Below are 20,277 nucleotides of genomic sequence, written 5' to 3' on the forward strand. Positions count from 1 at the left end.
CGATCGAGGTGTTCGACCGACTGGTGCTCGGCGACGGCGTGCGTCATGCACCTGACCGTTAGTACTAAAAGCTTATAGATATTTTGGAGCGGCTGGTCTCCTCAGCGGGGTGCGCGAGCTGCACGAGGGCGCGCAGCGACGCCGTGGCCGGCAGATGCACGAGGTAGTAGCGGTCGCGGTCGCCGCCGCCGAGTTCCCGCTCGCACAGCAACCAGACCTCGGGTGCGAGCCGTCGGGATTCGCGCCAGTCGTGGCCCGCGTGACGCGGACCGCGTAGAAGCGCGCGCGCCACGCGGGGTTCGTGCCGTTGCGCCACGAGACCAGGCGCCATGCGGGACGTGCCCGATACTCGATGCGACGCTGTAGACACCCGACACGGAGCCGGCCACCGGCGTCACGGCGCGTCCCGCGCAAGCGCCACGGCCGACGGACTCGTCGCGTTCGCACAATGACGGCAGAACCATGCCCGGCAGTTCCGTCACATGCCACGCTCCGTCTCACGCATGGATGACGAGAACTCGCGCAGGAAAGTACTGAATGTCCGTGCACGCAGCCGGGCGTTGGTGCACGGCTGCTGCGGACCCTCCCGTCCGTGGGTCGACGGTTGGAGCCGGTGCCGTCGACCGGCACGCCCGCATGATCGTGCGATGAAGTCGCGCGTGCATCCCACGTACAAGACGCACTATCGGGTGGGAAATTGGCGGGTCTACGAACGTGCCCTCGTCAGTCGAGGTTAGGCGGTCGCACCCGTGGACGACCAAACCTTGCTAGGCTCCGCGCCGGCGGCGGGAGTCGTTCTTCCGGGACCAGAGTGACGAGAACTCGCGCGAGAGTGCAGAATGTCCGTGGACGTAGCTGGGCAACTCGCGCGGGAACGGATGAGAACAGCTCCGATGAACCTACGGCTGCTCCCAATCGAATGCGTATAGCGCTGTCGAACTGCGGTCCGCGACCACCAGTGGATTGTTGTCGGCGTCCAGTCCCATCCACGGCGCCCCCACCCACGCCAACAGGGCGAACGGAGGTGCCTCCAGCAGCGTGGAGACGTGCCCGGAGTCAACGGACAGGCAGTCTAGTCGCCCGGTCGCGATGTCGACGCCGCAGATCGACTCGCCGTCTCGAGTCCAGTTCGGATATGCGAGCTTCATGGGGCCGAGGTCTTCCCACTGCGTGCGATCACGCCGAAGCAGCATGTACCGAAACCCCGACGGGTGTTCTGCCGCAGCCAGCAGGTCACCCTGGCGCGAGCACTTGGGCCAACGCAGCGTCTCGGCACCCGGCATCCCCGTGACACGCCCCGTTTTCGGATCGAGCTGCAAGATGCCGGGCGGGGGGCGCGAGAGCGCAAGGCTAAAGACGAGCGTCCCATCGCGCCGCCAGCATGGATCCCAGAAATTGTCCGCGGGCTTCGGAGAGCGAACGAGCAGTTCGTTGGCCGATCCATCAGCCGCGACGCGATAGATCCCCAGCTGCGGCTCGTCGGGCGTCCGCCCGGCGAAGACGATCGTTTGCCCATCTGGCGACCACCGCGGAAGATGTGCCTCCAGCGGCTTCGACGTCAACGGCTGGCGCTGGCTGCCATCGGCCCGGCCCTTCCACAGCGTACCTTCCGGGTAGCGCACCCAGACCAGCCACTCGCCGTCTGGTGAGGGCTCGACATAGATCGCCGACTCACCGCCCAGCGCCGGGACTAACGCCTTGGTCTTCGGATCGAGCCGCATCATTTCTCCCCGCCCGAGGCGACCGAACGCGAACAGTTGCCGGCCATCGCGGCTGACACCTGGCGCCCAGAAACTCATTGGGCCGACGGTAAGCCGCTCGGGAGTCTTTGTGCGGAAGTCGAGCCAGTTCCGCTCACGTTGCGCGAACAGATCCAGCCGAAAGGCACCGGGGTCTTCGCGGTCATAGACGAAGTAGCGTCCGTCGGGCGTCCAATCCCCGCGTGAACCCGGCCAGAGAGCGCGAGGCGCACCACGTCCAAGGCCTCTCTCCCATATCGAATCTCCAAAGGCATTGCGCGAAGCACCTCGGCGGAAGAACCGGAGGCGCGATCCATCCGGTGCCCAGCGCGGACGGATGACGTCGGCCGGCACAGTACCGAGATCCCTACTAGTCGATCCGTCGAGCTGCGCGAGGAACAGGCGAGAACGACCCTCCTGGTAATGCCGAAGAAACGCCAGCGTCTTGCCATCTGCTGCAACGTCCCCCCAGTTTCCGAGGAGGTTCGGTATTCGTCGGGGCGCGGCGCCGGCGGTCGAGACCAGCCAGAGGGGCAGCTCACTCGGGGTGATCTGAATGGGTCGCGGCTCTGACGCGCCCGTGACTAGCAATGCTGATTGCTCGGGGACGTAGTCAAGGATACGAACCTCGTAGGGAAAGCGCAGGGGGATTTCCACGGGCTCGCCTCCGGCGATGGGCACCGCATGGAGCGCATAAGAGTCTGTGGCACCCTGCCCGAGCGGTCGCGGCATCGCAAAGTACACGCGCTCGTGATCGCTTGCCCATGACCAGTTCGCGTAGGGATTGTCGCAAGCCTCACCGGTTCGAAGCCGTCCACCGAACCGCTCCAGGTCGGCCACCAACGGCCGCACCGACAGAATTCTCGCAGAGGCCACCGGCCAAGGGAGCAGAGTGGCCAGACCCGCGAGGGTCACGAGTGCGAGCAGAGAGACGAGCCAGGGCCTGTGACTCAACCGAGCCACAAACCCTCGTCTTTCCCGGTGCACACGCGCATCCAGTGCTCGTTCGGCCGAGATCGATTCTGCCGGCGCAGAAAAGATCGGCCCGGACTCCAGCTCGAGCGTCTCTCCTCGTAGAGGAACCGCGTCCTCGGAATGGCGTAGCGCGTCGCGCTGGTTGCGCCACAAGTCGAGCTCATGAGTGAGCGCGTAGACCGATCCGCCTTTGGCATGGACCAGACGATGCACTGGGAGTCCCTCTTCCTGCTCCCAACGCTGCACGCTCGTGACGCTTCGATTGAGGTAAGCGGCGATCTCTTTCCAGGATTCGAGTCGGACTGACTCATGGTCGGGCCGCGCCGATGGATCGGTCGAACCGTTGGCAGGCATATCGCTCCCGGACGTCACCCATCGTAGCGATGAGGGTCGGCGTGGTCAACGGCATTGACCAAGGCTTCAGTGCGGCGGGCGTGGGCGGGGCCACGGCGTGGAGTGCGGTGACGTCGATCGAAACCCCAAAACACACCGAATCTCACCAAACAGCACCACGGCGTCCCGCGTGGCGTTTCGTGGCTTGCAGCGTGTGCGGAACTGGCCCGTCATGAGGCGAATCGGCGGCCTCCTCGGTGCGTCTCGTGGCCGTCGGAAAAGAGGCTTCTCATGAACGGAATGCTCCGGCTGCAGCTCGCCGTTAGTGCGACGCTTCATCTGGCAACGCCCGTTGCGCTTCCAGGGACCGGTCAGTCGAGCGAGAAATATCCTTCGCTGGTACTGAGCGATGTCGAGTTCGCCCAGGACCCCGGGCGTGGCAATTCCAGCATCAACGTGATCAGCGTGGCGGCACCCGCGCGCGGGCTGTCAGTACGTGCGACGTTGCCTTTAGATGTGGTATTCGCGCAACAGCGCCTGTACGAGCCGCCTGTAACATTGAACTTCGCCGTAGTCACGCCATTCGATGCCGACAATCGCGAAGCGGGTGTGGAGCTGCGCTGCAACTCACGGGCCGTCGCCTCCAGCATCTGGACGCTCGACGAGAGATCCAACACCGTGCGTGAGTTTCATTGGAAGCTTACTGACGAGAACTGCCTGTACGAACTGGTGGCGATCCTAACGAGAGCGAAGGACTACTTGTACCTGTACCAGATGGTGCCCAGCAGGGCCTTGCTATCGCACAGAATGCCTGCGCGCCAGTTTGGACGCCGAAGCCGTTTGAACTGAGCTGTCCGTTGCTGCGACGGTCTTCCCGCGCGCCGGCGTTGGTGCACGGCTGCGGGGCCTCTCATCGGTGGTCCGGAGCCGCTGGCGCATCGGCGCCCACGCGGCATGATCGTCTGATGATTCCAATGCTGATGCCCTTGTCAGTCGGGGCGTCGTGACGCTGTGGCTGTCCGCAGAGGCCAGGGCTGCGTGGGGAAGTTCCGCCGTCCCGTCGACCGGGCGCGCAGCCGCGGTTTTCGAATCTGGCGATCGAGTGTCAACGCTATAACGCTCCGACTCGTCTTCCGCTTGCCCCTCCACTCGGAGGGCTTCGTCGGTCGATCCTCACCGTGATGCGCGCCGGTCTGGAGGCCCCGGACCACGCGACGCTGTCGCGACGGGGGGGGCAGTTGCTGGACGTCGCGGCACACAACATCCTCGCCACAAGACCCGCTGCATCTGATCGTCGACAGCACAGGCCTCTCAGTGATGGGCGAAGGGGAGTGGGCGGCCGAAACACGGCTACCGTGGCACGCGAGGCTGGAGGAAGAAGCTCCATCTGGGTGTCGACTGCTCCGGCGTCATCGTCGAGCACCCGCTGACCGAGGCGACGGTCGACGACGCGACTGTGGGTATCCATCTGATTGGGGCGACAGCTGGCGACGTGACCAGCGTCACGGCTGACGCGGCCTCGGACACGGTCGCGTTCTACGAGGCCGCCGGCGCGCGCGACGCGCAGGTGGTGGTGCCGTCGACCAGGACGGCGAAGGTATCGCGGACCTCGCTCGAGTGCGCGCGATCGCACGATCACCGACGTGGAAAGGCTCGGCCGGCGCCACTGGAAGAAGGCCTCTGGCTACCATCGGCAGACCCGCGTCGAGAACGCCTTCTTCCGCTACAAGTCCATCATCGGCGATCGCCTTCGTGCCCGGAGTCGTGGTGGCCGGGCGGTCGAGGCGTGCCTGGCGTGCCGTGTCCTCAACCGGATGACCGAGCTTGGCAGACCCGAGTCGTCTGCGATCAGTCGGTGACGTGCCGGGGTTGGGCGAAGAGCGCGCCCAGTGTGAGCCATGCACCAACGCCCTTCGACGAAATGACGGGCACGCAGGCTCGACCCTACCGTGAGTTCCAACACTCTGACGGAATTGTGTTGGCTGTCGGCTGGCCCGATCTGGTTGACACCTTCGGACAGGTGGAGACGATGGCCCGCTTGGCCGCGGTCTTTCCGCAGTGGGCGCGCTTGTAAGAAGTACCCGTTCGAGGGAGTTCCACAAGTACGAGTCGTTCTCGTACGCTTGATCGTGAGGAAGGACGGGACCGTACGGACGACGGGCACCGATACCCCCAGGGTATCGATACCCCCAGATTGGAACGTACCCCCAGAAATACCCCCACGCATTCATCAATGGGGGCGCGGGGCAGGCGAGTGGAGTAGCGCCGCGCACGGCTGACAGGAGGAGTTGGCGAGTGTTTCGGCGCGAATCGGCTGGACGCCCATGGATGACCATGGACGCCTGTGGACCACTGTGGACGATTAGTGGAGGCGGCGGGAGTCGAACGGCAATACCGTAAACAATTGACATCGAAAGACTTACGTAGTTTTGCTGCTGAGATCCGTACCGCCAGATGTACCCCCACACTGGGCTCGATACCTTTTGTCAGCGCGCACTTGCCGGCAATGCCTTGACGCGCAAGGAAATTTCCACGTCAATCGATGGGCACCTTGGCTGGGCTGCGGGCCAGCAGGCGCGCTCCCCATGTCGACTCTTGATTCCGCTCGCGGCTGATCCCGCGCCACGGAATGCTCGCGATAGTCCTCCCTCCGGTCTTGGCTGACGAGACCTCGCGCGCGAGAGGTCGGAATGTCCGTGGACACAGCCCGCCATGCACCAACGCCCCGCGGAGACATAGGAGTTCAGCAACCCCATGGTCTCCACGAACTTTCCGGGCACGGAGAAGTCGTGTCCGTACCCGTGAACGACCTGCCATTCAGCCAGCATCCCCCGATGTACGCGATCTCCCGGCCGCCGCTGGTCCACCGAGGCGAGATTCCGCCGCTGGTGGATACCCGGGTCTTGAGGCGCTGAGGTCCGCAGCGTGGCGGCCCGCATGTGTGATCGCCAGATAGGAGAACTGGATGCCTTTCAGGCTGCGCGGCGGCGCCGGCATCGGCCGCTCCCAGTAAGTCGGACGGATGAAAGGCTTCGGCCGGCGTTGTGCGAGTGCATGCGTCAGCTCGTGCCTCACATATCTCGACCGCTTGGCCGCGTGTGACCAGCACAGCTGGAAGACGTCAGCCCGCTCGATCAACTCCAGGAGGGCTGGACCCCACGGTTCGCCCGCCCTGAGCGTCCGCACGTCGCGCAAGTAGACGTCACCTAGCGCCTCGGCGGCGGCCTCGAGTGCCTCGACGATCTGGGCGTCGTCGTGCGAGTACGAGACGAAGATCTTCCGGTACGGAGTTGCCGTGACAGATGTTGCTGCCGCGGTTGCGGCGTCTCCCGAGACTGGCACGAGGTGCGCCTGGATCTCCATCTCGCCGACCAGCACCGGCCCGACGTAGAAGGCCACGCGACCATTCACCGCGCCGTTCTTGCGCGGTAGCTCGGGATCCGCCTGCACGTCGAATTCTACGCGGTGCCAGTCCTTGAGCCACAGGAAAGTGGCGCGCGGCGGATTGAAGCGGCATCCCGTCAGTTCCGGAACGACGGCAATCGCGGCTCCGCGCCGGATTACAGAGGTCGCCTTGGCATGTGCAGGCGCATGTAACGCGGTGTCGGCACCGAACCGGAGGTTTCGGTCCCTCTCGACCGCCTCGGCCGCGCTCGGCACGTGTGCGTAGACGAGGACGCTCGACCATGACGTAACGGGGATCTCCTTCGGGTGGTAGGCCGTGAAGTGGACGTCAGTCGGTGCTTCGCCGCCAAGCAGCAAGGGCTCGTCGGCGGCAGGTTGCGCGCGCGCACGCCGCGTCGCCGCGAAGGATGCGCGAAAGATAATCGATTCCTCTCGAGGTCCCGGGACGGGGTTCGGGCGCAATGTGCCGAAACCGGCCATGGTCACCGTATCGCCTGCACGAAGTGCGCTGGCGATGATGCCCGTGCGGGCACCGAACAGTGCGGCGACGATCCGACGCGCCCGCTGCTTGGTGATCCCGCACCGTGCCGCGAGACGATCCACCAGTTCCGACCTGTTCACCGCCCACGCTCGCTAGCTTGGGCCGGTAACACACCCTCCAGACGCAGGCTGATCGAATACGACCAGGCGCCGGTGAAGACGTCGCCGAGCGTCTCCTCTCCGGTCAGAAATCTTGACAGCAATGTGGGAATGGGCCTCGCGTCGATCGGCCCAGGAGGCGCGATGACGTTGGCGGCGACCCGACTCGCCAGAAGGATTTCGCCGACGCCCGCCGTTGCGCCGTTCACAGTTCCCGTGTCGCACGAGAACAGGACGAAAGCGCGCGGAGGAGCACCCGGCCGCTGGATCTCCGCCAGCTCCTTAGGGGTGATCCACTCTCCGCCCGGCAGCCGGATGTTGCCGTCCTGCGAGTGCGCGACTAGGACGATCGTGTCATTGCTGCCGTTTTGCAGCTCTTCGAGAATGGCGGACTTCTCGGCGACGTCCAAGGGCCGTTGCGCCGCCGTCTCGACATCGTGAATCTGCTGAGCGAGTTGCCGGAAGGCTGGCTCCTGATCGAGACGCAGGCCGAGCGCGACGATCTGATCGACGAGCGAACGCTCTGAATCGATGCGGGGCAGTCCGTTGAAGATGCGCGTTCTCTCCGGGTCGTAGCGATGTTCCAACGCTCTTGCGGCAGCGACGTGCTCCTTGAGTGTGCGCTTCGGCGAGCGTTCGCTGATGTAGACGTCAGACACACCACGCCGCTTGACGGCATGTTGCCAGTCGGACGGCAGCCGGTCGCCGCGCCTGACTAGAGTGTCTTTCGCCTGCAGCAACGCCTCGAGCTGGTCGCTCGAGTTGAGGCGCACGACGTCTGTCCGTGTTGGCTCGAGAGGGCCGGGTGCCCAGCCCGCGACAGGTGCACGCCAGGCGAGTACTTCTGGAGCCGCGCCGTTCATCCGCACGTCGATAAAGAGCGTGCGGTCCAATGCCACTGCGTCGTCATTCAGCAGGACCGGCTTGGTGCCCTTTTCAAGAAGCTTCAGCGCTTGCTCCGCCGTGCCGTTCACGGCGCCCGGGAACCGGAAATTCTGCCCGAACGTCGGGGGCACCTCGCCCGCGGCCGCCGCCAGGGCGTCCTCGGTCATCATTCCGATCTCGCCGTTCGGATCGAGCCCCTTCTTCCTCTGAAACTCCTTGATCTTCTTGACTGTCTCCGGCCCGCGCCGGCCGTCGACGACGAGGCTGGCGCGGAGGACCGTGTTAAGGGAGCGCTGCAGCCAGCGGTTGTAGGTCGCCGGATCCGGCCCGAAGGTTGAAAGCGGCACCACAATCGGCGGGAGCCGCTCGTCAGTCCGAGCCCGGTCAAACGGAGTGGCGGTTCGTGGTGGGCGAGAGGCCGCCTTGGGCGATCCGCGCCCATTAAGCTTCCCTTGGGCCTCTTCTGTCGCCTTATCAGCTTTCCGGTCCGTTTTCGGGCCGCTGCGTTTCCGAGGCTCCTTCGAGCGCTCCACGGCCACTCGGCCCTGAGCGGTAATCGGCGGTGGTAAGACGCTGGCGACGATAGAAACGGTGAGAATGCACGCAGCGACGCTCACGCTCAAAGCTCCTCCTTCACGCCGGTGCCGTGTCGTCCATCCTCGAGGGAGATGCGCCACGATGCGCGGCAGATCGGCGGGTCCCTCAAGGCGGAATCATTTCACCGGCCGGTCCTCGTTTCAAGTGGGCGAACCACCACTCCGCGTCGGCGCCGTCCGGCCGACCTGGCGGGCAGCCGCGGTTCTCGGAGACGTTGGTGCATGGCTTCCGCCCTGCTCAGGGCGGCCACAGTTTGAGTCGGTGGCATGTCGACCGCCCCACGGCGCATGATGGTTCGATGAAGTCGCGCGTGCATCCGACGTACAAGACGCACTATCAGGTGAGAAATTGGCGGGTGTACGAGCGCGCTCTCGTCAGTCGGGGCGACGTGACGCTGTGGCTGTCCCCAGACGCTCGGGTTGCCTGGGGAGTTCCGCCGTCCGGTCGACCAGGCGGACAGCAGCGCTTCTCGAATCTGGCCATCGAGGCGGCCCTGACCCTCCGACTCGTGTTTCGGTTGCCCTTGCGGCAGACGGGGGGTTTCCTCCGGTCGATCCTGACCGTGATGCGCGCCAATCTCGACGCCCCCGACCACACGACGCTCTCGAGGCGGGGGCAGGTGCTGAACGTGGCGGTACACAAGATCCTCGCTGGAGGATCGCTGCATCTGATCGTGGACAGCACGGGTCTCTCAGTGGTGGGTGAAGGGGAGTGGGCGGCGGCAAAACACGGCGGACGTGGTACGCGAGGCTGGAAGAAGCTCCATCTGGGGGTCGATCGATCCGGCGTGATCGTTGCGCACGCGCTCACCGAGGCGACGGCTGATGACGCCATCGTGGGTATTGATCTGATCGGTGCGGCGGCCGGCCGCGTCGCCAGCGTCACGGCAGACGCGGCCTACGACACGGTCGCCTTCTATGAGGCCGCGGGCGCGCGACACGCGAGGGTGGTGGTGCCGCCGACCAGGACGGCGAAGGTGTCGCGCCGCGGCCCGCGCTCAAGGGCGCGCGATCGCACGATCAGCGACGTGGAAGCGCTCGGGCGGCGCGCATGGCAGAAGGCCTCGGGCTACCATCGGCAGGCCCGCGTCGAGAATGCCTTCTTCCGCTACAAGTCCATCATTGGCGGTGGCCTTCGGGCCCGTAGTGGTGGTGGCCGGAAAGTCGAGGCGAGCCTTGCCTGTGGTGTCCTGAATCGGATGATCGAGCTTGGCAGGCCCGAATCGTCTGCGATCACTCGGTGACGAGCCGTGGGTTGGAGAAGTGCCTCTCCAGATCGAGCGATGCACCAACGCCCCAGAACAGCGTCAGGGCGGTGTTGAAGGCCAGGGCGCCCCGGAAGACGCGGCGAGCCGTGACCACGCGCGGGTCATCGGCGGAGGGGACGGCCCTCGGCACGGCGGTGCCGGCGATACCGGCCGGCGATGGTCTGGTTCATGGCAGTCAGGCGTCCGAACGGCTCGAGTGTAACGACAATGTGTCACGCGCACGCCGGCGCTTCAACGTTTGGTCGTAAGCGAAACGTAAAGGAGGGTCCATTTCGACAGCGCGGCCCCAGGAGTCGTGCTGTGCGCCAGGGAATTGGCACGCCGCAGCGCGAGTTGTCGCCAAGTTGGCAGAGGCCCCCCGTCCCTTGCGCATTGAGCGCGCAGCGATGATCGGGTGGCAATGAGGCGCGTGCCCGGGTCACAGGTACGAGCCGGATGAGCGCGAGGCTCCCCGTCAACTTAGGCAGCAGCACGCCTGGCACAACTGTTCAGCAGGGCCAGCACGCACCTATTGAGCCGCTCGCGTGCCAGTGGACGCGCGTCGTCCGGACTCTCAAGGCGAAACGGACAGCCGACGGCGCTACCTTCATCGCTCGGACGCGCTTCATCGAGACCGGAGATGAGAGTCGAACCAACGAATCATCTCGGCAGTGAAATCAATGTTTTCTGGATTCGGTGCCATTCTATGTCCGGCTCCCGGGACACGAACCAGCTTGGTCGCAACGCTCGCCGCCTTGAGCGCGACCTCCATCTTCTCCGAGTGCTCAAGCGGCACCGTTGTGTCCTTGTCCCCATGTATCAACAGAACTGGCGCATCATCGGCGGTGACGCTGTTGACAGGCGAAGCGTCCCGATATAACCGCCACTCCGGACTCTTGGGATCTGGCAGTCTCGCGTTGCCGATATACGCCGCTGTCGCTGAGAGACCGAACTCGTCAAATGGGCCGGTCAAGTCTGTTGGGGGACAGAACGCCACAACCGCCTGAACTCGCGCCTCGTCGCGATTCGCCTCGTCCGGGTCCGCGGCATCTCCGGTTCCGGCTCGCACGCCGAGCATCGCCGCGAGATACCCACCCGATGAGGCGCCGACCGCGCCAATCCGCAGCGCCGCGATCCCAAATCGTGCCGCGTTGTGGCGCACGAATCGGACAGCCCGCTCTGCATCCTGGAGTGCGGCGGGATGGCGGAAGATTGGCATCCCCCGGTGGTTGATCACGAACACGGTGTAGCCCGAGGCCACGAGGGGCTGAACAAAAATGCCCAGCTGGGCCGGATGATCCTTCATCGGCGGCGAGTTGTAGGCGGTGCCCGCGTGAAACCCCGTGCCGACTATGGCGACAATTCCGATCCCGTTGGGCCGGGCCGGTCGGTGAACGTCCATCAGCAGGGCCAGACCGCTGAACATCCCGTACACGACATTGCGTTCGACGGACGGACTCGGAGCTTGCGCGCCGAGGCTGAGAGTCCGGGCGGCGACCATGATCAGCATCACCGCGACACCTATCGTAAGTCGGAATCGTCCGCCCGAAATCATAGCCTCGCGCCTTCGGTCCTCGTGCCAGCCATCTGAGACCTCCTGAACGTGTGAGCCAGGATGGTAGTCGATCGAAAGCGGCGGTCAGTTGCGGTCGTCGAGGTGAGGAGACAATACATCGGCATCCCCGATGCGCCAGTTCTGGGCGATGTCGGTGAGTTCGCCACTGCCGGTGATAGCCTCAAGCGCATGTAGGGGGCGCTCGCACGAACTAGGGTGGAGGTCCAATCAGTCCGGCGCTTTGGTTGCACTGGCCGCGGCTTGGCTAAAGCCGCCCCGCCCCCACGCCTGAGCGGCTCCGCGCGTGGCCTGGCCGGCCAATGCCCGCTTGCACTCGATGAGCGCGATAAGCCCTCTTCCCGTCTGTTTAGCTGCAGGTACGGGCTGAGCAGTGCAGTGTCCGCAGGCACCCCTCGGCGAAATGCGCTGACGCTGGACTCGTGGAGAGCCGGATGCTGCCGTTCGCAACAGCACCCGCAGCCCAGTACGACGTCCGCTAACGAATCTTGGCTAGCGAGTTTGTCCCCGCTGCCCACACCACGCCGTTGGTGTTCGAGTACATGGCCCGTTCGACGACGATCTGCGCGGGCAAGGGGCCGACGCTGTCCACGATCATGCCGATCCGCTTGCCCGCGGCTTCGGGGAAATCCACCAATGCGTTGACGTTGGTGCGGCTCCTGGCCGGCAAAGTGAAGCTGCGCGTCACCGGCGCTGTTCCGGGCTCGAAGATTGCGGTGACACGCGCGGTACCCTCCAAGGAGGACGTGTTCGGGATGAGCACGTGGGTCTCGGTCGCGGCCGATCCCCCGACCTCGCCCTCCGCAACCGCCCACTTTGTGCCCGTCGTCGTCTCGCCAGGGCTATTGTGCGCTTCCGTCCACGTGGCGGAGGTCGGTCGGGGCCACCACATCGCCCGTTCGACGACGAGCGGCAGGCCGTTGGTCGAAGTGATGGTGGTCGACACCGCGGTGTTCGCGAGCTCGGGCGCTGCCAGGTCGACCCAGACATTGAACCGGCTGTTGGCGGCGACCACGTGTCCAGGCCGACGATGTCACCTGAGGGCAGCAGGTAGTCGGCGCGCGGACGGTGGCATGCGTACCGGTCGCATTCGCGATCAGGATGAACATGTCGAAGAAGTCGCCCGTCGCGCCTTCGGCCAGGGGTGAGCCATGCACCAACGCCCCTCTGAGTGAAGAGAACCTTGGAACGATTCTTCAAAGAGGACGGAGGGTGGCAGCGGGCAGGCGAAGCTGGCGGGCAAGTGCGACGAACCGGGGTTCGCGCCGGAGGTCGTCGAACTCAGGGTCACCCAGGCTGATGATCCTCATGACTCGATCGCGGTACGCGTGCTCCAGGTACCTCAATGCGGCATCCGTGTGGCCCAACCCGGCATAAATCACCGCGAAGTCGTAAGGCGACACGTACGAGGTTCGTGCACGCTCCGACAGCTCTGCCAGGATAGCCTGCGCGCCCGCCGTATCCCCGGCGCGCGCACGGGCGAAGCCCAGTACCGCCAGGAACATCGGCATCCTGCCCCCGACGGCGACCGTGGCGTTCAGCATGTCCAGGGCGCGCGGCTCATTGCCGGCGAACAGGCACGCACGCCCCAACTGCCAGTGCGCGGCCGGTGAGTGTGGATCCAACTGTACGGCGGCTTCCCCCTCGCTCACGGCACGTGCGTACTGGCGCGCTGCCAGGAAAATGTATGGCACATACGCGTTGATGGCAGGAGAGAGCGGGTCGACGCTGCGCGCCGCTTCCATCGATGCAATCGCTTCATCGTGCCGGCCCAGGCTGGTGAGCAACTGCGCCAGAAAGTGATGAGCCGTCGAGTAGCTCGGGTTCAACGTCAGGGCGTGCCGGTAGGCGAGCTCGGCGCGTTCCCATTCGTAATCGTAGTCTTTCAGCACTTCGCCTATGCACGTATGTGCCTCGGCAAGGCCGTCGTTCAATGCCAGTGCCCGCTCGGCCGCGTGCCGGGCCATCCGGAACGCCGTGTGCGAGGGCAGAAGTCCCCAGATGCCGAGGAGGATGTTCGCGGCGGCTACTCCCGTGTGGCCCAGCGCGAAGTCCGGCTCGAGCGCGAGCGCTCGCCGAAATTCCTCCAGGCTGGCGAGCAAGTCCGATTCTGACCTGCGATTCCACAGGTAGCGCCCCTTGAGGTAGGCGAGTTGAGCTGCCGTCGTGGCCGCCCCATTCAGCCGGCGGCCTCCCGGCGCGCCGTCGTCCGAACCTTGCAGCTTTGCGCCGACGTCGGCAACGATGCGCTCGCAGAGGGTGAACACCTGATCCTTGCCAGATTCATACTTGCGCTGCCAGAGGATCCGCTCGGAGACGGTGTCCACGATTCGCACCGTCAGGCACGTTCCGGCATCGAGCTGCACCACGGCCCCTTCGATAGCCAGGCTCACCAGCAGCTCCCTCCCGACGGCCGCAATTCCCTTGTCGGCAGCGGCGCACGCGCGTGCCGACGTCCGTGCGATGACGCGCAGCGCCCCGGCTTCTCCAAGGGCCGTGGTGATCAGGTCGGTCACCCCCTCGGCCACGAAGCTCCAGGTCGCGTCGCCGGTCAGGTTCTCGAAAGGCAGGACGACGACGCCTGACGTTCGTGGCGTCGAGGGCTCGACATGAACGGGTGCGACGAACCGGTAACCCCGCTTGGGCAGGGTCTCGATGAAGCGCGATGCCGCTCCCGTGTCACCGAGCAGCGAGCGTACCTGGCTGACGCACTTGTTGATGCCCGTCTCGAATTCGACGAAGGTACGGTCGGGCCAGACTCGGAGCTGCAACTCGCCACGCGAGACGACCTCTCCGGGACGTTCCACCAACGCGTGCAGGACGCGGAACGCCTGCTGCGGCAGATTGACCTTCACCCCGCGCTTCCGCAACTCGCCCGACGTGGTGTCGAGCTCGAACGCTCCAAAGCGGATGGGGCCACCGCCGACGTGCGACGCCATGAGGGCGCCACGATACCACGGCCCGTGTAGGGATCACCGAGGGTAAGGCCCCATGCTAAGTCCCTACCGATGTTGAGTTTACAAAGTAAGACGGACCGGAGATACTCGCAAGCCTCTGGCGGCGGCATCTCTCGGTATAGTGCGGTTGTCGAACAGAACGGAGGGGGCGAACAATGAACATCTCCACGTCCACCGGCGGGGCATCGGCAACAACGCTCAATCTCCACGCGCGTCCGCAGTGCCTCGCGCTGGATCTTCGCAGGACAGCGGTGCTCGTCATCGACATGCAGAACGACTACGGTACGGAGGGGGGCCTGTTCCACCGCGCCGGCATCGACCTGACATCGATTCGTGCGACGGTCGCCCCGACGGCTCGCGTCCTGCAGACCGCTCGTTCGGTCGGCGTTCCCATTGTGTACATCAAGGCGGGAATTCGCCCGGACCTGTCAGACCTCGGTGCGCCAGGCACGCCTCATGGTGATCGCTGGCGGTGGTATGGCGTGGGCGAGAGGGTGACGGCTCCCGACGGCTCGGAGAGCAGGATTCTCATCAGAGACACTTGGAACACGGAGATCATCCCCGAACTCTTGCCTCGCGCTGGCGACCGAGTCGTTTACAAGCACCTATACAGCGCCTTCCACAACACCGAACTGGATGCCGTGCTGAAGGAACTGGGAGCGTCGCACCTGATCGTGACAGGGTGCACGACCAGCGTGTGCGTGGAATCGACGATCCGTGACGCCTACTCGCGGGACTATTCGTGCGTTCTGCTGGAGGATTGCACCGCGGAACCTCTCGGCGAGGGTGCGGGCGGGTACACAGGGGTCCCCGGGGCGACGCCGGGGCGGGGTGGCACGAACTACGATGCCAGCCTCGTTCTGATCCAGACGCTGTTCGGATGGATTTCGACGTCCGAAGCTTTCGCTGAGGCTGTCGCACGCCACGAGCAGCAGGTCAGCGCCATGGAAGCCTGATCTCTGTAGTGCTCGCCATACAGTCGGCACGAGAGCCATGTCGCGTGTTCGATTCTCCACCTCGGCTTGCCTTCCGGCCTATCGTCACGAAGCAGGCGGTAGTACTCAAATATCTCCGGCTTTCAATCAACTGACTGCACAGTGCGGCCCCTCACGGAACTCTCCGGGCCATAAGGAGGAAGTCGTACATGGCGCGCACCTCGACAGTGTCATCGACCGGCCACGTCCGGACGGGCCGCTCACCGTCGCAAGATTGGACGCGGCTGTTCTACGTTGGAGCCGCATGCGTCATGCTGATCCTGGTCCTGATTGGATTTCGGCACTTCTTCCTTCACGGCAGCGCGCATCCAGGTCGGGAACTCACGCCGAACATACGCACATTGATTATCGTGCATGGCATCTCCATGACGGGATGGGTACTGGCATTTCTCATCCAGTCGCTGTTGATTGCGACCAGGAGACGCCGCGTCCATATGAAGCTGGGCCCGGTGGCGGTCGTACTTGCAGCGTTCATCCTCGTTTCAGGTCTCTGGTTCAATGTGGCATCTTTCCGCCTGGTGCCGCCGGACTTCATTCTATGGACCCTGACCATGAAACAGTTCATGGTCCTGGGCTTCTACACCCTTTTCATGTTTGCGGTGTTTGTCGCTGTGGGTATCTGGTACCGAAGACAACCGGAGATCCATCGCCCGATGATGCTGCTCGCTACTTTGAGCACAATGGCGCCGGCCATAGCTCGCATTGATGTCCTGAACGCGCTGTATCAGGGAACGGTGATGGAAAGGCTGTTCGGCCCATCCCTGGGCATGCTGATCCTCGGGGCGGCCTTTCTTGTCGTGAAGTGGTACGTCACCAGAACCATCGATGGATGGTATGCGATTGGCTATGGTGTCCTTGCTTCCACCCAACTCTTGACGATCCAGTTTGCCCGTACGAGAGTGTGGGACGAAATTGCGAGGGTCCTGCTCCGTTGAGATCGCGATCTGATGGACGCCGATCCCGGATCAGTGGATCGGTCCGCGCCAGAGAAGCGCCGCTCAACGGGCCGTGCAGCACGGGCCCAGGCATGCTCGAGGCATGCGAGAGCGCGGCTTCTTCCCTGTTGAGCCCCTAGGGACGGGCCGCTGTATTGAGTGAGCCGTATCGACCAGGAGGTACGATGTTGGAGAGGCGCATGTCTTCCATGGTGCTGGATGTCGCTCGCCGAATCCGAGTGTGCATCCTGATGTCCGCGGTCAGCACTTGCCTGGTGGTGGTCCCCTCGCGAGTCTCTGCGCAGGACACGCCGGTCTCTGCACCGGACACTAAGGCACCCGCGCGTGCCAACGCGGTCTACTTCGAACTGCTCGGCAATGGTGGGCTGTTCTCAGTCAACTATGAACGCGCGCTGACGCCGGCCCTGCGTGTGCGGATTGGCGCGGCGTCGTGGACAGCCGAAGATCTCTTTGGGGGCACGGCGACCCACATCTCCACATTCCCGATGATGTTGCATGTTGTTCCGGGCGATGGCGCGCATCACGTCGAGGCGGGACTGGGCGTGCTGCCTGGGCAGCGCGGTCCGGATCGGTCTGCCGGCGGATCAGGTGCGTTCGTGAGCCTGATCGGTGTGGTCGGCTATCGCTACGAGCCGCGAGGCAGCCGGTTTCTCTTCCGAGCAGGGGTGACCCCGTTCTATGGGTTCGGCGACGCGTCGATTGCCTACCCGGACGAAGGATTCATGCCGTCCGTAGGTGTAAGCTTTGGCGCACGCTTTTGACAAGGCGATTCGCCCCAGGCAGTCGTGCCGGTGCCAGCCGTGGGCGAACAGGTTCCCGCACCTTGTGGAGGTTCATGATGAACGCAATGGCTCATTGGCGGTCATGGCTGACATCGGTCATCGTCGTCGCGGTCGTGATCCTCTCGACCATGAGCGCGCAGGCGCAGCCTGTCGGGCCGCTGACCGATGTGGGAACGCAGGTTGAGGTCGGCGAGAAGGTGCGGGTCCTTCGCCTCGACGGCAGCGAGGTCCGAGGGGAACTCAGCGCGGTCGAGCCGACGTCCCTCGATGTCGAGGTGGACGGGCGTGTGGTGCGCATCGACGCAGCGGATGTGCGCGAAGTCGGGGTGAAGGACGGCGTGTACAACGGCATTCTGATCGGCATGGGTGCAGGGTTAGCCGGCGGACTCGTGGCCGGACAGCTCGCCACGAGCCCGGATGACGGCAACCTCCGCGGCCTTGTCGTCATGGTCACCGGCGCGGCTGGCCTTGGCGTGGGGATCGGCCTCGGTGCGGCTCTCGACGCGGCGGCGGGACACTTCAAACTGGTGTACCGCGCCGCTGCGACGGTACGCGTCGCGCCCTTTGCCGCAACTGGCGGGTACGGAGCGGTCGTCGCCGTGGCCTGGTGAAACGGCGAGGAGAGCGTCCCGCAGCTCCGCCGCCAACGGTGCGACCGACGACGGGCAGACGGTTGCTATCGGCGCTCCACCGGCGGGTGCGTGTACGCGGCGGTGGTCACGTGTGCGAGGCAGGCAGCGGCCCGGGCCGACGCCGGCATAGGGGAGCATTGTGCAAGACATGGATCGCGGTTCACGCAGCGGCACCCTTGCCCAGACGGCCAGGCACTCGAGTGGTCGATTGGAGTGCCTATGGCGCACCTGCTGATTGCTGTCGTTGCGGTGGGCCTATTGGCCATCCCGCAACATCTGGAGGCGCAGACCACCACGAAGGTGAGCATCGCGACGGGTGGCACGCCGGGTCAGGGTGACGTGGTCGGGTACAAGCCGGCGGTGAGTGCCGACGGCCGCGTGGTCGCGTTCGCGTCGTATGCGGCCAACCTGGTCGCCGGCGACACCAACAACACGATCGACGTGTTCGTGCACGACCGGCAATCCGGCGTGACGACGCGTGTGAGCGTCGGCAGCGATGGCGCACAGGGCAACGACATCTCTGAAGCGCCCGCGTTGAGTGCGGACGGCAGGTACGTCGCGTTCGAGTCTGCCGCGTCCACGCTCGTCTCCGGTGATACAAATGGGGCGATCGACGTGTTCGTGCACGACCGGGTGACGGGCACGACGTCGCGTGAGAGCGTCGCCACCAATGGCGCGCAGGCGATTGGTTTTAGCAGCAGAGCTAATCCCTCGCTCAGTGCGGACGGCCGTCTCGTGGCGTTCTCGTCGTTGTCAAACACGCTGGTCGTAGGTGACACGAACAACACGACTGACATCTTTGTCCGCGACCGCGGCACGGGCGTCACCACACGCGTCAGTGCCACGCCCGAGGGCTCCGAAGCATCATCGCCCAGCAGCGGCGCGCTCCTCAGTGCTAACGGCCGGCTGGTGCTGTACCAGTCCTCGGGCACAGGCGTCTTCCTGCACGACAGGCAATCGGGCACCACGACGCGCGTGATTGACACGAACGGACCACTCGCGTTCAGTGCCGATGGCCGGTATGCCGCGATCAGCTCCTATGCGGCGGACGTGGTCGCTGGTGACACGAACGGGACCAGCGATGTGTTCCTGCTGGACCTGGCGCGCGGGACGCGCACGCGCGTGAGTGTCGGCATGGGCGGGGCCGAAGCCAACAGCTACAGCGAGGCGCCGTCGCTCAGTGCCGATGGCCGTTTCATCGGGTTCGAGTCGAACGCCTCCAATCTGGTCGCTGGCGATACGAACGCCAACACCGACGCGTTCGTCCTCGATCGCCACACCGGCGTGACGACGCGTGTCAGTGTCGCGGCGACTGTGCCCGAGGCACCTGGCGGCAGCCGGGCCGCCGCGCTCAGCGGAGACGGGAGAGTGATTGCATTCTTCTCTGGTGTCGCCAATCTCGTGGCGGGTGCCACGTCTTCAGGGCTCGGCGCCTTTGTGCGGGATTACGACGTCGATGGCGACGGGCTTGTGGCGCCGTGGGAATCGGCCTTTGGGTTGAACCCGCTGGAGGCTGTCGGCGCCGATGGGGCGCTCGGCGACCCCGACGGCGATGGCCGCTCGAATGTGCAGGAGTATGCCGACGGGACACACCCCGCCGGATCATTCACGCGCTATCTTGCCGAAGGCGCGACGTCGGCGTTCTTCGATACACGATTGGCGTTGCTCAGTCCGGATGGGGCAAACACGGTCCTGCTGCGCTTCCTGCTGGGAAACGGCGCGAGCGTGTCGCGCATCGTGACTTTCGATGGCCGCGGACGCGCCACCGTCGACGCGAAGTCCGTTGCGGGGCTGGCGGGGGCGGAGTTCTCCACCATCGTCGAATCGTCCGCGCTCGTGGTGGTGGACCGCCAGATGCGATGGGATGCCTCCGGGTACGGGTCGCACGCCGAAACAGCGCAAGCTGGGCCCAGTCCCACGTGGTATCTGGCCGAGGGCGCCACCCACAACAACTTCAGCCTGTTCTACCTGGTACAGAACCCGCATGAGGCCAGCGTGCCCGTGACGGTGACCTATCTCCGCCCCGCGCCGGCGACGCCGATGATCAAGGTCTACACCGTTCCCAGCCGCAGTCGTTTCAACATCTGGGTGAACGCCGAAGCCGCGTCCGATCCCGCACTTGCCGGGTTGGCCGCCACCGATGTGTCGGCTGTGCTGACGGCGCCGCAGCCCATTCTCGTCGAGCGCGCGATGTACCTGACGCAAGCTGGACCTGACGGTCAGTTTGCCACCGCGGACGACGTCGTCTTCGGCGCGGGACACGAGAGTGCGGGCGTGACCGTACCAGCGCTGCAGTGGTTCCTCGCCGAAGGTGCGACCGGGCCGTACTTCGACCTGTTCTTCCTGCTCGCCAATCCAACTGACACTGCAGCGGACGTGGAGGTGCGCTACCTCCTCGTGGACGGCACCGTGCTGACCAAAGCGTATGCCGTGCCCCCCGTCAGTCGCTCCAACATCTGGGTGAACGAAGGCGCGCCGCGCTTACGGTGATCTTGCCCGCAAGAGAGGTCCTTTCGAGTCGAGTGGTCCGATTCGGCTTGTGGACTGATGAACGACATGGTCT

The 20,277-nt window shown here is 64.9% G+C and carries 16 protein-coding genes; 8 read left to right on the top strand and 8 right to left on the bottom strand.

The window, feature by feature from the left end:
- Nucleotides 1-64: 64 nt before the first annotated feature.
- Entirely contained in the window at nucleotides 65-292 is a 228-nt protein-coding gene (locus tag LuPra_RS31880; protein ID WP_157899130.1) for a hypothetical protein, read from the bottom strand.
- 607 nt (nucleotides 293-899) lie between these two features.
- Complete coding sequence (locus LuPra_RS32565) at nucleotides 900-2,591, bottom strand: TolB family protein (RefSeq protein ID WP_162271381.1); 1,692 nt, start codon at nucleotides 2,589-2,591, stop codon at nucleotides 900-902.
- Between the two features lie 747 nt (nucleotides 2,592-3,338).
- On the opposite strand from LuPra_RS32565, the gene LuPra_RS13375 reads away from it, so the two are divergent.
- Nucleotides 3,339-3,896: a hypothetical protein gene (locus LuPra_RS13375; protein WP_157899132.1), complete on the top strand. Its 558-nt coding sequence runs from the start codon at nucleotides 3,339-3,341 to the stop codon at nucleotides 3,894-3,896.
- A gap of 794 nt (nucleotides 3,897-4,690) precedes the next feature.
- Nucleotides 4,691-4,906 carry a hypothetical protein gene (locus LuPra_RS13380; RefSeq protein WP_110171214.1) on the top strand — a complete coding sequence of 72 codons (216 nt, stop codon included), beginning with the start codon at nucleotides 4,691-4,693 and terminating at the stop codon, nucleotides 4,904-4,906.
- A 958-nt stretch (nucleotides 4,907-5,864) separates the two neighbouring features.
- On the opposite strand, the gene LuPra_RS13385 is transcribed toward LuPra_RS13380, so the two are convergent.
- Nucleotides 5,865-7,073: a TIR domain-containing protein gene (locus LuPra_RS13385; protein WP_110171215.1), complete on the bottom strand. Its 1,209-nt coding sequence runs from the start codon at nucleotides 7,071-7,073 to the stop codon at nucleotides 5,865-5,867.
- The gene (locus tag LuPra_RS13390; RefSeq protein WP_234800874.1) at nucleotides 7,070-8,323 is read right to left on the bottom strand and encodes a peptidoglycan-binding domain-containing protein; all 1,254 of its coding nucleotides are present in this window, start codon (nucleotides 8,321-8,323) and stop codon (nucleotides 7,070-7,072) included. The genes LuPra_RS13385 and LuPra_RS13390 overlap by 4 nt, the downstream gene beginning before the upstream one ends.
- A gap of 548 nt (nucleotides 8,324-8,871) precedes the next feature.
- Here LuPra_RS13390 and LuPra_RS13395 point away from each other — a divergent pair.
- Complete coding sequence (locus LuPra_RS13395; protein ID WP_110171217.1) at nucleotides 8,872-9,816, top strand: IS5 family transposase; 945 nt, start codon at nucleotides 8,872-8,874, stop codon at nucleotides 9,814-9,816.
- Here LuPra_RS13395 and LuPra_RS31890 read toward each other — a convergent pair.
- The 4 genes from LuPra_RS31890 to LuPra_RS13410 form a co-directional block, all read right to left on the bottom strand.
- Entirely contained in the window at nucleotides 9,806-9,970 is a 165-nt protein-coding gene (locus LuPra_RS31890; protein ID WP_157899134.1) for a hypothetical protein, read from the bottom strand. The genes LuPra_RS13395 and LuPra_RS31890 overlap by 11 nt on opposite strands.
- A gap of 474 nt (nucleotides 9,971-10,444) precedes the next feature.
- Entirely contained in the window at nucleotides 10,445-11,329 is an 885-nt protein-coding gene (locus LuPra_RS13400; RefSeq protein WP_157899135.1) for an alpha/beta hydrolase, read from the bottom strand.
- A 541-nt stretch (nucleotides 11,330-11,870) separates the two neighbouring features.
- Nucleotides 11,871-12,407 (bottom strand): hypothetical protein, encoded by a 537-nt coding sequence (locus LuPra_RS13405; protein WP_110171219.1) that lies wholly within the window; start codon nucleotides 12,405-12,407, stop codon nucleotides 11,871-11,873.
- Between the two features lie 181 nt (nucleotides 12,408-12,588).
- A complete protein-coding gene (locus LuPra_RS13410) occupies nucleotides 12,589-14,331 on the bottom strand; it encodes a tetratricopeptide repeat protein (protein ID WP_110171220.1) in 1,743 nt (580 codons plus the stop codon).
- 173 nt (nucleotides 14,332-14,504) lie between these two features.
- On the opposite strand from LuPra_RS13410, the gene LuPra_RS13415 reads away from it, so the two are divergent.
- From LuPra_RS13415 to LuPra_RS13435, 5 genes are all read left to right on the top strand, one after another.
- A complete protein-coding gene (locus LuPra_RS13415; RefSeq protein WP_110171221.1) occupies nucleotides 14,505-15,305 on the top strand; it encodes a cysteine hydrolase family protein in 801 nt (266 codons plus the stop codon).
- A gap of 188 nt (nucleotides 15,306-15,493) precedes the next feature.
- Nucleotides 15,494-16,279: a hypothetical protein gene (locus LuPra_RS13420; protein WP_157899136.1), complete on the top strand. Its 786-nt coding sequence runs from the start codon at nucleotides 15,494-15,496 to the stop codon at nucleotides 16,277-16,279.
- 200 nt (nucleotides 16,280-16,479) lie between these two features.
- Nucleotides 16,480-17,061, top strand: coding sequence for a hypothetical protein (locus LuPra_RS13425; RefSeq protein WP_157899137.1), 582 nt, complete (start codon nucleotides 16,480-16,482; stop codon nucleotides 17,059-17,061).
- An 86-nt stretch (nucleotides 17,062-17,147) separates the two neighbouring features.
- Entirely contained in the window at nucleotides 17,148-17,693 is a 546-nt protein-coding gene (locus LuPra_RS13430) for a hypothetical protein (RefSeq protein WP_110171224.1), read from the top strand.
- A 240-nt stretch (nucleotides 17,694-17,933) separates the two neighbouring features.
- The gene (locus LuPra_RS13435) at nucleotides 17,934-20,204 is read left to right on the top strand and encodes a TolB family protein (RefSeq protein ID WP_110171225.1); all 2,271 of its coding nucleotides are present in this window, start codon (nucleotides 17,934-17,936) and stop codon (nucleotides 20,202-20,204) included.
- Nucleotides 20,205-20,277: the final 73 nt, after the last annotated feature.

The organism is Luteitalea pratensis (genome assembly GCF_001618865.1).
In the GTDB taxonomy this organism is placed as follows: domain Bacteria; phylum Acidobacteriota; class Vicinamibacteria; order Vicinamibacterales; family Vicinamibacteraceae; genus Luteitalea; species Luteitalea pratensis.